This window comes from Paenarthrobacter sp. 22069 (assembly GCF_052046035.1).
In the GTDB taxonomy this organism is placed as follows: Bacteria; Actinomycetota; Actinomycetes; order Actinomycetales; family Micrococcaceae; genus Arthrobacter.
Window position 1 is genome coordinate 25498 of record NZ_JBQEQF010000009.1, and the last position, 12841, is coordinate 38338.

The following is a 12841-nucleotide window of genomic DNA, read 5'->3' on the forward strand; positions in this document are numbered from 1 at the left end:
GGCTGGCGGAGCAATACCTGCACCTCACCGCCGGGCAGGCAGGGGAATTGGCGTGGTCCGGGAGGGCCCGGACGCTGGTCCTCACGCATTTCTCATCCCGGTACGGCGACGACGTTTCCCTCCTCGCGCAGCAGGCGCGGGACCGGGCCCCCCGCACCAACGTCATCGCCGCCAGCGACCTGGACCGCGTTGCCGTTCCCCCGCGGCGGCAACCACCCCCGCAAACAGCAGGCCAAACAACGGCGATAGGGTTTAACCATGACGGCAGCAGCTGAATCCACGGCCCTTCTCGACGGCCGCTTCGCCCGTGAACTGGCCGAGCTGGCCGTTCCCTGGCAGGCCGAGGAAGCACCGAATCCCGAACTCCTGGTGCTTAACACCAGGCTTGCGCAGGACCTGGGGCTCGACCCCGGGTACCTCCGCAGCCCCGAAGGCGTGCGGATGCTGGCTGGGAACCATGTTCCCGCCGGCGCCACTCCGGTGGCACAGGCCTATGCGGGCCACCAGTTCGGCAGCTATTCGCCGCTCCTCGGTGACGGACGCGCCCTGCTGCTCGGTGAACTCACGGACAGCAACGGCCGTCTGGTGGACCTGCACCTCAAGGGGTCCGGCCGCACGCCGTTCGCCCGCGCCGGAGACGGGCGGGCCGTCGTCGGACCAATGCTGCGTGAGTACCTTGTCAGTGAAGCCATGCACGCTTTGCGCATTCCCACCACCCGCTCACTCGCTGTCGTGGCCACCGGACGGCAGGTCCGGCGCGATGGCATGCTGCCCGGCGCCGTCCTGGCGCGGGTTGCAAGCAGCCATCTGCGGGTGGGCAGCTTCCAATACGCCCGGGCCACCGAAAATTTCGACCTCCTCAAGCGCCTGGCGGACCATGCGATCAGCCGGCACTATCCGCACGCCGCCGACGCGGACAATCCCTATCTCGCGCTGTACGCCTCGGTTGTATCAGCCCAGGCCGAACTGGTGGCGCGGTGGATGCTTATTGGCTTCGTGCACGGAGTGATGAACACAGACAACATGACCATCTCCGGGGAGACCATCGACTACGGCCCATGTGCGTTCCTGGACTCCTTCAACCCGGCCGCCGTCTACAGCTCGATCGATGTCAGCGGCCGCTACGCCTACGCCAACCAACCCGTTCTTGCCGAATGGAACCTTGCCCGGCTTGCCGAAGCAATGCTGCCGCTTATCGACGGAGACCAGGAGAAGGCTGTGGCCCCCGCAGTGGAGGTGCTGGGCGGATTCCGGCGTCAGTACAGCGAGGCCTGGTCCAAGGGGATGAAAGCAAAGCTCGGGCTGGCCCCGGCTGGCGGGGAAGAAGCCGAGGACGCTGCCTCCGCGCTGGTGGACGACGTCATCGCACTCCTGAAGGACGGCCCGGTGGACTACACCCTGTTCTTCCGCAACCTCGGCAAGGCGGCCCGGGGCAACCCGCGTCCGGTTCGTGGCATGGTCCTTGATCTTGCGGCTTTCGATGGCTGGGTCCAGCGGTGGCAGGCGATGAACCCCGACGCGGAGCTGATGGACAGCGTGAACCCGGCCTACATCCCCCGCAACCACCTCGTGGAGGAGGCGCTGACCGCCGCGACCGGGGGAGACATTGCTCCCCTGCAGCGGCTGCTTGAGGCAGTCACCGACCCCTTTACTGAGCGGTCCGGCCTGGAACGCTATGCCGAAGGCGCCCCCGAGGACTTTGGCAACTACATGACCTTCTGCGGCACGTGACGGGTCTGCTGTGGCACGAACGGCAGAGGGGCNCCGCCCCTCGTGCGTGACGCCGCCTCGGCGGGCGAGGCTGGGTCGAACCTAGGCTACGCGGACCACGGAGTAGCCGCTGAGCCAGCTGATGGAGTGGACCTGGGTGGTGTAGCCGTTGACGCCACCGCTCACAACCTGGCCGTCGCCGGCGTAAACGCCCACGTGGCCGGAGGTAATGATGAGGTCACCGGGGGCCGGAGCGCCTACCACCGTTCCGTACTGGAAGAACTGGGTGGGCGCGAGGTCGCCGACGGTCTTGCCAACGGAACGCAGCGCCTTCTCAACCATGGCAGTGCAGTCCTGGTTCACGCCGACCTGGCTGTAGGCGGATGCCAGGATGGCTGCGCCGGTTCCGGTGCCCGTGGTGGCCGAAGCGTAGGACATGTTCATGCCGGTGTTCGTCGGTGCCGTGGCTGCGGCAGTCTGGACGGGTGCCGGTGCCGGTGCCGGTGCCTGGGCAGGAGCAGGAGCAGCCGTGTAGCCTGCGCCGGGGATCTGGATCTGGTCGCCCGGGTAGATGATCGAGGACAGACCCAGGCCGTTGGCCGCAAGGAGGTCGTTCAGGCCGACGCCGTAGGCGGACGCAATGGCGCCGAGGGTGTCACCGGAAACAACGGTGTGCACGCTTCCCGTGGCAGCCGCGGGGGCTGCAGCGGGCGCGGAGTATGCCTGGACGCTGCTGTTATCAGTGGTGTCCGCTCCGGTCACACCGGCGTGGGCCGGGGCGCCAACGCCGAATGCAATGCCGGATGCCGCAGCAACGGCGAGCGCAGGGCGGCCCAGCGAGCGGGCCTGGGACTTGGCTGTGACGGCGAGGCCCTCGAGCACAATGGAGCGGGCCGGGGTCGCGCGGTGACGGGCAGTGGTGGAAATTTTTGACACGGTTGATCGCCTCTCCCATGCCTGCGGGGTGAGCTGTCGGGTTCGGGCTGGAGATACCCGGCCGGAAGCACCCCGTGACGTACGGAGACACTATCGACTTAACCCCAAGGCCACACACGTGGCCGTGGAAACTTGGTTCCCCCGTCCCTGCCAGCTGGAGCGGTTGTGTCCCATGATCAGCGGCAGGGCTCGGCATACTGATGGGAATGTCCCGACTGAGAGGGACACCAGAAGACCATAACCCGCGCTCCCGCTAATTGTCACATTTGGGTAACATACGAGGTGGTCCTCTCGGATTCCGCCACCGAATGGATCCGGACAGCCTTTTCCGGGCTGACCTTGGCTGACGTCCCGGAAAGGCCAGCGATAACAATCCCGAAACGGACCCCTGCCTGCAGGCCCCGGCGAAGGGTAGGCTTCGGGACTATGCCCCTGTTCGTGATCAATCCCCGGCGCCGGTTGACCGGGGTCCTGCTGGCCCTGGCGGTGGCATCCTTCCCGCTGCCGGCCACTGCGGATGATCCCGCCCCGCCCGCCGGCTACCCCTCCTGGGCTGACGTGCACGCGGCGCAGTCATCGGAAGCCGCGAAGGCAGCCGAAATCACCACCATTACAGGCCTCCTGGACGGACTGCAGCAGCAGACGGAAGCCGCCGGGGACGCCGCCGTCCGGTCGGCGGCCGAATACGCCGTCGCCCAGGCCGGACTCGACTCCGCGACGCTGAGGCTGGAAGCCCTGACCGCGCAGGCAGCGCGGGCCAACGATGAACTGGCCAGGCGCCGGAAAGACATTGGTGCCCTTGCCGCGCAGTCCTACAAGACCGGGGGCACCAACGCGGGTTTCTTCGTGGCACTGGACGCCCTCGGCACCAACAGCGTGCAGGGACTGAACCTGGTCAAGCTGGTCGGTGACAAGACTGCCGCGCTGGTGGAAAAAGCGGGGGCCGCCGGCAGGGTCGCCGCCGCCCTCACGGAACAGGAAAGGGCTGCCAGGAGCGAGCGGGAGCGGCTGTCGGCGGAGGCCAAAGCAAAACTGGATTCTGCCCGCTCAGCGCGTGACGCGCTCGGCCGGCAGGTCGCCCAGGAACAGCAGCACAGCGAGGAGCTGACGGCGCAGCTGGCTGCACTGAAGGGGACGACGGCGGCCCTTGAGGGGGAGTACCGGCAGGGCCAGGCGGCGTTGGCCGCCTACGGGCAGGCGCAGGAGGCCAGGCGTGCTGCAGCCGGGGAACAGGCCCGCAGGCAGGCGGCCGCCGCGGCCGCTGCTGCGCGGCTGCCCGCACCCGCCGAACCTGCGGCACCCTTCGGAACCCCGGCCCTTCCCAGCACTCCCATACAGCAAAATCCCGTACAGCAAAGTCCCGTTCAGCCAAATCCGGCGCCGCCGGATCCCGTGCAGGCCGCCGCTCCCGCCGACAATCCGGCCGCTCCTGCTCCTGGTACCCCGCCCGTGGCACCCGCCCCGCCCGCCGTCGTCGTGCCTTCCGTTCCCGGTGGGGCCGTGAATGACCCGGCCGGGGCGAAAAGCTACGCTTCCGGACGGCTCGCCGCCTTCGGCTGGGGCCAGGACCAGTTCCTTTGCCTCGCCCAGCTCTGGACCAGGGAATCGGGGTGGCTGACCACCGCCACAAACCCTTATTCAGGCGCCTACGGAATACCCCAGGCCCTGCCGCCGGGAAAGTATTCCAGCGCCGGCAGCGATTGGCTGACCAGCTACCGCACCCAGATCGAGTGGGGCCTCGGCTACATCCGCGACCGCTACGGCTCCCCGTGCGCCGCCTGGAACCACTCCGTGTCCCTGAACTGGTACTGACTGACGCGCTAGGCTTTCCCCATGCCAGATTTCGAACGGTTCCGTGCGCTGCTCGAAGATGAGCGGGCACGGCGCATGGCACTGCTGCCCGCGCTGCGGGCCGACATTGACGCGGCAAACTCGGCACGCCGCGACTCCAACGTCGACGATGAGCATGACCCCGAAGGCTCCACCATCGCCTTCGAACTATCGCAGGCCTCGGCGCTCCTGAAGCAAAGCTCCGCCGGACTGGACGAGGTGGAAGCTGCCCTGGCCCGGCTCGCCGGAGGTACCTACGGCATCTGTGCTGCGTGCGGGGAACCCATCGCCGAGGGCCGGCTCGAAGCGCGGCCCTGGACGCCGTTCTGCATCCTCCACGCCTCCACGGGGCGCGGACGATGACGGGCCCTGCGGAGACAGTGTCCGCCGCGGCGGAATTCATCGACCGGACCCTCCAGAACGAAGGTGCCTGGTACCGTGCGGACGAAGTGGCGCACCGGCTGGGCGGGCGCCTTGCCTCCTACGGTTCCTCCATCGGGGCAGTCCGTGGCACGGTCCGCGATGCCCTGCGGAAGTTCAAGGACCTTGACCATGACGACACCGTGATGCTGGCCTCCGCCCTGTGGGGCCAGCCGCGGCCGGGCGGCCGGCCCGTTTTCGAACGCCGCCTGGCCGCCGTGGTGCTGCTGCAGTCGCGCGTTCGGCTGCTCCGGCACTCGGACCTGACCCGGCTGGAGGGTCTCCTTCGGTCCGCGCAGGCGGCGGATCTGACAGCGCCGCTCCTCGCCGATGTGCTGGCGCCCATGCTGGCAGGGCTGGGGGAGCGGGAGCAGCAACGGGCATCCGTTGTCCTGGCGAGGTGGCGGGAAGACCCGGACCCGCAGTTGCAGGCTGCCGCTGCATCCCTTGAGGAAGACTTGTCCCTTTTGAATGCATCCAGGAGAACCCCATGAATGATCAGTTTGGCCTTGACCGCTTTGTCGCCGCCCAGAACAGCGGCGGAACCTATGAGCAGGCGCTGGGGGAGCTCCAGGTGGGCAGGAAGTCCGGGCACTGGATGTGGTTCATCTTCCCGCAGATTGCCGGGCTCGGGCAGAGTGAGACCTCACGCCGGTATGCCATTTCCTCGCTTGCCGAGGCCCGTGCTTACCTGGACCACGAGGTTCTCGGTCCGCGGCTGCTCGAATGTGCCATGGTCCTGGCGAACCATGCCGACCAGTCTGCACAGGACGTCTTCGGCGGCATCGACGCCAAAAAGCTCCGCTCGTCCATGACACTGTTTCTCCGGGCTGCACCCGGAGAAACAGTGTTCAAAACGGTACTGGCCCAATTCTTCGGCGGCGAGCCCGACCCCGCTACGGACCGGCTCCTGGCAGACCAGGATGCGTCCGGCCAGGACGCCGACCGCTGAGGGCGTTCGCCGCCGGCGGTTCCCGGGAGCGGAAGCTATGGGGTGGGGCTGCCGCCATTGACGTTCAGTGTTTCGCCCACCACGTAGCTGGACTCGGGTGAGGCCAGGAAGACATAGGCGGGGGCGAGCTCGGCGGGTTGGCCCGCCCGGCCCAGGGGAGTGGACTGGCCGAACTCGGGCAGCTGCTCCTTGGGCTGGCCGCTGCTGACCTGCAGGGGCGTCCAGATAGGGCCGGGAGCCACGGCGTTCACCCGGATGCCTTTGGGGGCCAGCTGCTGGGCCAGGCCCTTGGTGAAGTTGTTGATGCTGGCCTTGGTGGTGGCGTAGTCCACCAGGGTCGGGGAGGGGTTGTAGGCCTGGATGGATGTGGTGTTGATGATGGTGGAGCCCGCCGGCATGTGCGGCACGGCGGCCTTCGTCACCCAGAACATGGCGTAGACGTTGGTCTTCAGGGTGTGGTCGAACTGCTCGTCCGTGATGTCCTGCAGGTCTTCCTGGGCCACCTGCTTTCCGGCATTGTTGACCAGGATGTCCACGCCGCCCAGGACGGCCACCGCGGTGTCCACCAGGTCCCGGCAGGCTGCGGAGTCCTTAAGGTCGCCCGGGACCTTGACGGCCTTCCGGCCGGCCGCTTCGATGATGCCCGCGATACGTGAGGCGTCCTCCTCTTCCTGGGGCAGGTAGGAAAGCACGACGTCGGCACCCTCCCGTGCGAAGGCGATGGCCGTTGCCGCACCAATCCCCGAGTCGGCGCCGGTCACGATGGCCCGGCGGCCGTCCAGCCGCCCCGTGCCCCGGTACGTCTCCTCGCCGAGGTCGGCCTTGGGCTCAAGTTCGGCATCCAGGCCGGGCTCAGGCTGGTGTTGTTTGGGTGGGGAGATCTTTTCGTACGCAGTGACGGGGTTGCGGAAAGTGTACTGGTCAGTCATGGCGGTCCTCCTGTTCGTGCGGAGTCCTGGCCGGTTCACTGCCCGGACTCCGGGAAACTGCGGCTGCCCACCGGCAACAGCAAAAGCTAAGCATGCTTACGTTTCCCAGCCTAGGCATAGATTCCCCGCCCTGCCAAGCCCGGGCGGAGTCAGCTGCGGCCGACCTCCACCAAGGTGACCCGGAACAGCTGCCCGGCGTCGAGCACCGCCTCCATGTACGTGCAGGCCGGCTGGCGGCGGCGGTCCGTGGGCGACCCCGGATTCAGCAGCCTCAGTCCCCGGGGTGAGGTGGTGTCCCAGGGGATGTGGCTGTGGCCGAACACCAGCACATCCGCGGACGGGTACAGCGCCTCGCACCGCAGTTCCCGGCCCTTCGCCTGGCCTGTCTCGTGGACCATTGCAAAGCGGACGCCCCCGAGCGTTGCGGTGGCCGTTTCCGGCAGCCGCCGCCGCAGTTCCGGACTGTCATTGTTGCCGTAAACACCCAACAGCCGCCTGCTCCGGCGTTCGAATTCGTCCAGCAGGGCCGCCTCCACCCAGTCCCCGGCGTGGAACACCACGTCAGCCTTTTCGACGGCGGCCCACACCTGCGCAGGCAGGGTTTTGGCGCGCTTGGGCACGTGCGTATCGGCGATGAGGACCAGGTTCAACGGCATACCGGAATCCTGCCACGGCGCCCCTGTTCCATGCCCGCCCGGAGTCGTAATCTGGGGGCTTGGAGGTGATTGCCATGGAGGCAGCCCAAGGAGACCGCATCGTGGTCCATGGGAGGAACGTGGGGTCTTCGGACCGGCATGGAGTGATCCTGGAAGTCCGTGGCGAGGGCGGACACCCGCCCTACGTTGTCCGCTTCGACGACGGACACGAGACAGTCATGTACCCCGGCGGCGATTTCACCGTCGACCACGGACACGACACCTGACGCAGGACGGCATCCTGCCGCCCGACCTGTCAGACTGGATTAATGGATCACCCACTGTCCTCCAGCATGTCCTCCACGCCACCGCCGCGCACCGGTCCCCGGGACCCCGGCGACGCCTGGGTGGAAGGCGACCGCGGCCGGTACTGGGGCAGGTTCGGCGCGGCCGGAGTCCTGGCCTACGACCCCACCAAGGGGGTGCTCCTGCAGCACCGTGCCGTCTGGAGCCACAACGGCGGCACGTGGGGCCTGCCCGGCGGTGCACTCCACGAGGGCGAGGAAGCGGTTGAGGGCGCCCTCCGGGAGGCCTACGAGGAAGCCGCCGTCCCGCCAGAGAGCGTGGAAGTGCTGTTCACGTCGGTGCTGGACCATGGCTACTGGTCCTACACCACGGTGGTGGTGCGGGTGCAGGAATCCTTCGAGCCCGTCATCAGCGATCCTGAAAGCATCGCGCTGCTCTGGATTCCAGTGGCTGAAGTGGACTCTTTGGAGCTGCATCCCGGCTTCGCTGCATCCTGGCCGGACCTGATGGCAAGGCTGGACGCCGAAGAATCCTGGTAGCCAGGCCTTTCCCGGAAAGGTCTCACGGACGCTGCACTGATGGGCTGACTCCCTTCGGGAAGCAGTTCCGCACGGAAGAACCCCAGCTGGCTGCCCACAAAACAGGGTAAGTCCGGGCGCGAAATTAGGTACCCACTACTGGTGCCCGCCGCATGACCAGCCCGTATGCTCCAGGCTACGGCGATGTCGTGGCTGCTGGGATGCCGGACAGGTGACAGGACAACCGCCGCAGCAGCCTTGGCGCGCCGCATGCCGGGGCCCTGACCCATTGGCCGAACATGAGTCCGCGTAATACAGCAAGGTTGGTGAGCCAGTTGCCTCTTCCTCTCCTGTCACCTGTTGCAGCATTAGGGCACGACGGCGGACTGCCGGGCAAAGAGCCGTCAACGATCCATGTCCGGGCCACCGAAACGCGACATCAGGCTTCCGGCGACTTCCCGAATGAGGCATACGGGCAACGGGTGTGCAGCCTCCTGGTGCAGGCCCTGTGAGCGCCGCGGTCGATGCACCCCGGCGCAACCAGGGGAGGGTGCGGCTGCGCGACCTGGGGTTCGCGCTGGCTGGCCTCGTTTCGTTGCTGCTCGTTGCAGGGGCGGCCTCCACCGTGGCGGTACCGGTCACCAGCGACCTGGGCCTCGTTGCGGTGCTGCCCTACCCCTACTGGATAGGGCTCGTGCTCGTTAATGTCACCTTCGTCGCGGCGCTGCGGGGGAAAGCCGGCGGGCCTGCAGGACGGGCAGTGATGATGTGGCTCCTCGCAGTGCTCGTGCTTGAACTGTTTGGAACAGCGGCCTTTGTTACCGATGTACCGCGGGGCGAAGTCGCGTTCCGGCATCTGGGTATCGCCGACGCCCTCTCGAGCACCCAGGTGATAGATCCGGACATTGATGCCTACTTCAACTGGCCGGGCTACTTTGCCCTGCTGGCGACGATCATTAAGGCCACAGGCCTTGCGCCGGCAAGCGTAGCGCTCTGGGCTCCCGTGGTTAACGTGGGATTGTGGCTCGCCGCCCTGGGGGTCCTGACGCGGTTCCTGACGGCTGATCCCCGCCGCCTCTGGCTTGTACTCTGGCTCTTCTGCCTCGGTAACTGGCAGGACCAGGACTATCTGTCGCCCCAGGCCTTTGCCTTCTTCCTGTACCTCGTGGTGATCGCCCTGCTCCTCGGCCCGTTGGCCGCGCGGCCCGGCACGTTCCGCGGCTTCCGGGCCGCCAACCTTGCGGTGTGGTGGCGCGGCCGGTCCCCCTCCGAGCACCGGCCACAGCATCGGGTCAGTGCGTTAGTGGCCACCCTCCTGCTGGTCACCGTCATCTGCGCAAGCCACCAGCTGACGCCCTTCATGATGCTCATTGCCGTGATGGCCCTCTGCCTCACCGGGCGCGTCTGGACCGGCCGGCTGCCCCTGATCACCGCCGTGATCCTTGCGCTCTGGCTGGTCTATCCGGCCAGTGCTTATCTCATCGGACACCCGCCGCTTGAGGACGCAGGACTGCAGGGGGCCGTTGCGGCGAATGTCGTTGACCGCGTGACGGGAACTCCAGGCCATTCGCTTGTGGTCAAGGTCCGCATGGTCCTGACCCTCGTGCTGTGGGCCCTCGCTGCGGCAGGGGCGCTGCGGGACTGGCGCAGGAAGCGCCTTGACATCCGGGTGGTCCTGCTGGCGGTTACCCCGATCCTGCTCTTCCCGATGCAGTCCTATGGCGGGGAAATGCTCATCCGCGTCTCATTGTTCGCGCTGCCCTTCGTCGCCCTGCAGGCGTCTTCGATCCTGCTGCCCAAGGAGGGCAGCCGCGGCCTTCCCCTCCGCACCATGGCGGCCCTCGTTCCCACCTTCCTGGTGCTTTCCCTGCTGATCGAGACCAGCAGGTTCGGGAATACGAAATTCGACATATTCACGGGCAGCGAAATGGCCGCGGTGGCTGAAGTTGAGCGGATGGCGCCCCACGGCGCGGCCATCATCTCCGCTGCCCACCCCACGCCGTGGCGAAGCGACGCCTACCTGGAACACCGGTACCGGACCATGGATGACCTGTGCCGGCGGAACCTGTCAGCGGCAAGCTGCGGCCCGATCTTCTACAACTACGGCCGGCACAACCCTGCCGGCGCCTTCGTGCTGCTCATGCGGTCCACAGAGGCGAGCCTCGAACTCCAGGGCCAGACCACCGAGCGCAACTCCGCCCAGATGGAGGACTGGTTAAAGTCCCAGCCAGGTGTGCAACTCGTGTTCAGCAACGCCGACGCACGAATCTACCGGCTGCCCACGCCATGAGCTCCTAGTAGCCCTCACCGTACTCGGCCGTGACCAGGATGGGCAGGTGGTCCGAGTTGCCGCGCGGGAGTGTTTCGACACTGGCGATGTCCAAGCCCAGTGAGGTGGCAAAATCGAAGTGGCCCTTGAATACCTTGTAGCGGGTGTAGGTGCGCCTGTTGCTCAGCGACAGGGCATACCCCGAGTTCTTCATGTGCATGTCCAGGTTCTTGGTGAAGAACGGATAGTTGAAGTCGCCCACCATCAGGGTCATCAGGCCCTTGCCCATGCTCAGCAGCTCGGCATGGGCTGCGTGGATCTGCTTGCGCCGCAGCGAGTTCGATGCCGTCAGCGGGGCGGCGTGGAACGAGCCGATCACCAATTCGTGCTGGGTTTCGTTGTCCATGACCCGCGTGCCAATCAGGCGTTCGTGCGCCGGTGCCAGCACCCGGTCGTGCATCGATTTCTTCAGTGCAAAGGACTGCGTATCCAGCGCTGTGAACCGGCTGGTGCGGTAATAGATGGCAAGCCCCAGCCGGTTGCCTTTCGTGGCATCGGCCAGGTGCAGGGGCCCCAGGGTCTCGGGAAGGTCGCTGGAATCCACCTCCTGCAGGCACAGCGCATCGATGTCGTGGTTCCGTGCCAGGGCGAGGAGCTCGCCGCTGGCCGTGTGCTTGCGGAGGTTGTAGCTGATGACGCGCATAAAACACCTCGTTCGAGGTTGCTGACAGGACCAGTTCCTGAGTCTAGCCCGATCGCCCCCCGCAGCCTCCAACATTTCATCAGCCGCCGCAGCGCGCCGTCCCCGGCTGGCGGGATAGAGTTAGTGGCAATTCACTGACTTTCCGTAAGGGGCCAGCCTTGACTGCAGACCTGCCCGAGCTCGCCGAAGGCAACTTCTATTACCAGGACCTTGGCGGTGGCCGCTTCCGGTCCACCATCCATGCCCAGGGGGCCTGGAACGTTCACGAACAGCACATGGCACCGGCATCGGGACTGATGGCCGACGTCCTGGAGCGGCACGAACCGCGGGATGACATGCGGATGGCCCGCATCAGCTACGAGATCCTGGGCCTGATCTCCGGCGGTGAATTCCGGATCGACACCACCACGCTGCGGCCCGGCCGCACCATTGAACTGGTGCAGGCCGAGTTGATTGCCGGCGGGCGGACGGCAATCCGGGCCTCGGGGTGGCGCATGCTGACCAGCGACACGGCTGCCGTGGCCGCCGTCGAAGATGCTGCCATCCCCGACCCGGACGAATGCAAGCCCTACGACGGCTCGGCTGTCTGGCCGGGAGGCTACATCCGCTCGCTCGAAATGAGGGTGGCCGAAGGGCACAGGCCCGGCGCCGGGAAAGTCTGGCTCCGCACCGACCACCCCCTGACCGACCAGGCCGACAGCGGTGACTTCGCCCGGCTGATGGGATTGGTCGATACAGCCAACGGCATCGCCGCCCGCGTCCCTCCGGGCCAGGGGAGCTACGCATTCCCCAACCTGGACCTCCAGATCCACATGTACCGCAGGCCGGAGGGGGAATGGCTGGGGCTGGACAACGCTGTGTCGTTCGGCCGCGACGGGATCGGCCTGACGTCCACCGTGCTGCACGACAGGCAGGGACCCTTTGGGCGGGCCGAACAGATCCTGACCCTGCGCCGGACCTGAGCGGACACCGCATACCGCCCGGGCCAGGGCAGGCTGCACTGACGGCGGACGGTCCCGCCGCAGGTATGGTGGCCGCATGTATCGCTGAGTATCGTTGTATATCGTTCACGATTTGACGAAGGAGTTCATCATGCGTGCTTCATCCCCCGCCGGCGGGTACGGCGGAAACAGCCTGGACGGCATGTGGCAGGCGGTCGAGGAGCTGCGTTCCCGGATCGACAGGCGGATGGGAACCCGGGCCGGGAAGGGTGAAGTCCGTGCGGCCGTGCTTGCCCTGCTGGCGGAGCGCCCCATGCACGGCTACCAGATCATCCGCGAGATCGAGGAGCGCAGCAGCGGCAGCTGGAAACCGAGCGCCGGATCGGTCTATCCCACGCTGCAGCTCCTGGCCGATGAAGGATCCATCAGCGCCGAGGAATCCAACGGCCGAAAGATCTACTCGTTGACCGAGGCCGGCCGCGAAGAAGCCGCGGCCCGGCAGGGCGCTGCCCCCTGGGATCCGGCAGGTGCCGCGTCCGGCGGGGTCACCTCCCTTCCGCGGGCAGGGATGGAACTGGCCCAGGCAGCAGCACAGGTTGGCCGTACCGGTTCCGCCGGCCAGGTACAGCAGGCGGTGGCGGTGCTGGACGAGGCCCGGCGCCGGCTGTACGCCATCCTCGCCCAGGACTGAC

General features: G+C 67.0%; 14 protein-coding genes, 1 pseudogene and 1 riboswitch. Of the genes and pseudogenes, 11 read left to right on the forward strand and 4 right to left on the reverse strand.

All coding sequences use genetic code 11. The features are described from left to right. Together ACTJK0_RS09040 and ACTJK0_RS09045 are read left to right on the forward strand one after the other, a co-directional pair. A pseudogene (locus ACTJK0_RS09040) lies at window positions 1-275 on the forward strand (ribonuclease Z); the annotation flags it as partial. Beyond that, window positions 259-1731, forward strand: coding sequence for a protein adenylyltransferase SelO (locus ACTJK0_RS09045; protein WP_440744925.1), 1473 nt, complete (start codon window positions 259-261; stop codon window positions 1729-1731). The pseudogene ACTJK0_RS09040 and the gene ACTJK0_RS09045, both read left to right, overlap by 17 nt. Before the next feature lie 81 nt (window positions 1732-1812). Here the strand turns inward: ACTJK0_RS09045 and ACTJK0_RS09050 are convergent, their stop codons facing one another. Further along, window positions 1813-2646, reverse strand: a complete 834-nt coding sequence (locus ACTJK0_RS09050) for a LysM peptidoglycan-binding domain-containing protein (protein WP_440744926.1) — start codon at window positions 2644-2646, stop codon at window positions 1813-1815. Between the two features lie 3 nt (window positions 2647-2649). Then, a riboswitch (cyclic di-AMP (ydaO/yuaA leader) is annotated at window positions 2650-2821 on the reverse strand. Window positions 2822-3072: 251 nt separating this feature from the next. Between ACTJK0_RS09050 and ACTJK0_RS09055 the strand changes: the two genes are divergently transcribed. The 4 genes from ACTJK0_RS09055 to ACTJK0_RS09070 are packed head-to-tail and all read left to right on the forward strand — an operon-like array spanning window position 3073 to window position 5848. Further along, window positions 3073-4458, forward strand: a complete 1386-nt coding sequence (locus tag ACTJK0_RS09055; RefSeq protein WP_440744927.1) for a lytic transglycosylase domain-containing protein — start codon at window positions 3073-3075, stop codon at window positions 4456-4458. Window positions 4459-4479: 21 nt separating this feature from the next. Beyond that, on the forward strand, window positions 4480-4839 hold the full coding sequence (locus ACTJK0_RS09060) for a TraR/DksA C4-type zinc finger protein (protein ID WP_110540793.1): 360 nt from the start codon (window positions 4480-4482) through the stop codon (window positions 4837-4839). Then, a complete protein-coding gene (locus tag ACTJK0_RS09065; protein WP_440744928.1) occupies window positions 4836-5390 on the forward strand; it encodes a DNA alkylation repair protein in 555 nt (184 codons plus the stop codon). The genes ACTJK0_RS09060 and ACTJK0_RS09065 overlap by 4 nt, the downstream gene beginning before the upstream one ends. Then, window positions 5387-5848, forward strand: a complete 462-nt coding sequence (locus ACTJK0_RS09070; protein ID WP_440744929.1) for a DUF1810 domain-containing protein — start codon at window positions 5387-5389, stop codon at window positions 5846-5848. Before ACTJK0_RS09065 ends, ACTJK0_RS09070 begins: the two co-directional genes overlap by 4 nt. 35 nt (window positions 5849-5883) lie before the next feature. Here ACTJK0_RS09070 and ACTJK0_RS09075 read toward each other — a convergent pair whose 3' ends face one another. Both ACTJK0_RS09075 and ACTJK0_RS09080 read right to left on the reverse strand, forming a co-directional pair. Then, on the reverse strand, window positions 5884-6777 hold the full coding sequence (locus tag ACTJK0_RS09075) for a glucose 1-dehydrogenase (protein WP_110540790.1): 894 nt from the start codon (window positions 6775-6777) through the stop codon (window positions 5884-5886). A gap of 149 nt (window positions 6778-6926) precedes the next feature. Continuing rightward, complete coding sequence (locus ACTJK0_RS09080) at window positions 6927-7433, reverse strand: metallophosphoesterase family protein (RefSeq protein ID WP_440744930.1); 507 nt, start codon at window positions 7431-7433, stop codon at window positions 6927-6929. Window positions 7434-7507: 74 nt separating this feature from the next. On the opposite strand from ACTJK0_RS09080, the gene ACTJK0_RS09085 reads away from it, so the two are divergent. The 3 genes from ACTJK0_RS09085 to ACTJK0_RS09095 all read left to right on the forward strand — a co-directional run bounded on the left by ACTJK0_RS09085 (window position 7508) and on the right by ACTJK0_RS09095 (window position 10526). Continuing rightward, on the forward strand, window positions 7508-7699 hold the full coding sequence (locus ACTJK0_RS09085; protein WP_440744931.1) for a DUF1918 domain-containing protein: 192 nt from the start codon (window positions 7508-7510) through the stop codon (window positions 7697-7699). Window positions 7700-7741: 42 nt separating this feature from the next. Next, the gene (locus tag ACTJK0_RS09090) at window positions 7742-8257 is read left to right on the forward strand and encodes an NUDIX domain-containing protein (RefSeq protein ID WP_440744932.1); all 516 of its coding nucleotides are present in this window, start codon (window positions 7742-7744) and stop codon (window positions 8255-8257) included. A 487-nt stretch (window positions 8258-8744) separates the two neighbouring features. After that, on the forward strand, window positions 8745-10526 hold the full coding sequence (locus ACTJK0_RS09095; RefSeq protein ID WP_440744933.1) for a glycosyltransferase: 1782 nt from the start codon (window positions 8745-8747) through the stop codon (window positions 10524-10526). A gap of 4 nt (window positions 10527-10530) precedes the next feature. On the opposite strand, the gene ACTJK0_RS09100 is transcribed toward ACTJK0_RS09095, so the two are convergent. Continuing rightward, window positions 10531-11208: an endonuclease/exonuclease/phosphatase family protein gene (locus ACTJK0_RS09100; protein ID WP_110540785.1), complete on the reverse strand. Its 678-nt coding sequence runs from the start codon at window positions 11206-11208 to the stop codon at window positions 10531-10533. Between the two features lie 158 nt (window positions 11209-11366). Between ACTJK0_RS09100 and ACTJK0_RS09105 the strand changes: the two genes are divergently transcribed. Then, window positions 11367-12170 carry a thioesterase family protein gene (locus ACTJK0_RS09105; RefSeq protein WP_440744934.1) on the forward strand — a complete coding sequence of 268 codons (804 nt, stop codon included), beginning with the start codon at window positions 11367-11369 and terminating at the stop codon, window positions 12168-12170. A gap of 130 nt (window positions 12171-12300) precedes the next feature. Next, window positions 12301-12840, forward strand: a complete 540-nt coding sequence (locus ACTJK0_RS09110) for a PadR family transcriptional regulator (protein WP_440744935.1) — start codon at window positions 12301-12303, stop codon at window positions 12838-12840. Window position 12841: the final 1 nt, after the last annotated feature.

Excerpts from the sequence above, each read along its gene's own strand:
- ACTJK0_RS09100 (WP_110540785.1), bottom strand. The coding sequence starts at position 11,208 with ATGCGCGTCATCAGCTACAACCTCCGCAAGCACACGGCCAGCGGCGAG.
- ACTJK0_RS09045 (WP_440744925.1), top strand. The coding sequence starts at position 259 with ATGACGGCAGCAGCTGAATCCACGGCCCTTCTCGACGGCCGCTTCGCC.
- ACTJK0_RS09110 (WP_440744935.1), top strand. The coding sequence starts at position 12,301 with ATGCGTGCTTCATCCCCCGCCGGCGGGTACGGCGGAAACAGCCTGGAC.
- ACTJK0_RS09080 (WP_440744930.1), bottom strand. The coding sequence starts at position 7,433 with ATGCCGTTGAACCTGGTCCTCATCGCCGATACGCACGTGCCCAAGCGC.
- ACTJK0_RS09085 (WP_440744931.1), top strand. The coding sequence starts at position 7,508 with ATGGAGGCAGCCCAAGGAGACCGCATCGTGGTCCATGGGAGGAACGTG.
- ACTJK0_RS09055 (WP_440744927.1), top strand. The coding sequence starts at position 3,073 with ATGCCCCTGTTCGTGATCAATCCCCGGCGCCGGTTGACCGGGGTCCTG.
- ACTJK0_RS09070 (WP_440744929.1), top strand. The coding sequence starts at position 5,387 with ATGAATGATCAGTTTGGCCTTGACCGCTTTGTCGCCGCCCAGAACAGC.
- ACTJK0_RS09090 (WP_440744932.1), top strand. The coding sequence starts at position 7,742 with ATGGATCACCCACTGTCCTCCAGCATGTCCTCCACGCCACCGCCGCGC.
- ACTJK0_RS09060 (WP_110540793.1), top strand. The coding sequence starts at position 4,480 with ATGCCAGATTTCGAACGGTTCCGTGCGCTGCTCGAAGATGAGCGGGCA.
- ACTJK0_RS09065 (WP_440744928.1), top strand. The coding sequence starts at position 4,836 with ATGACGGGCCCTGCGGAGACAGTGTCCGCCGCGGCGGAATTCATCGAC.
- ACTJK0_RS09075 (WP_110540790.1), bottom strand. The coding sequence starts at position 6,777 with ATGACTGACCAGTACACTTTCCGCAACCCCGTCACTGCGTACGAAAAG.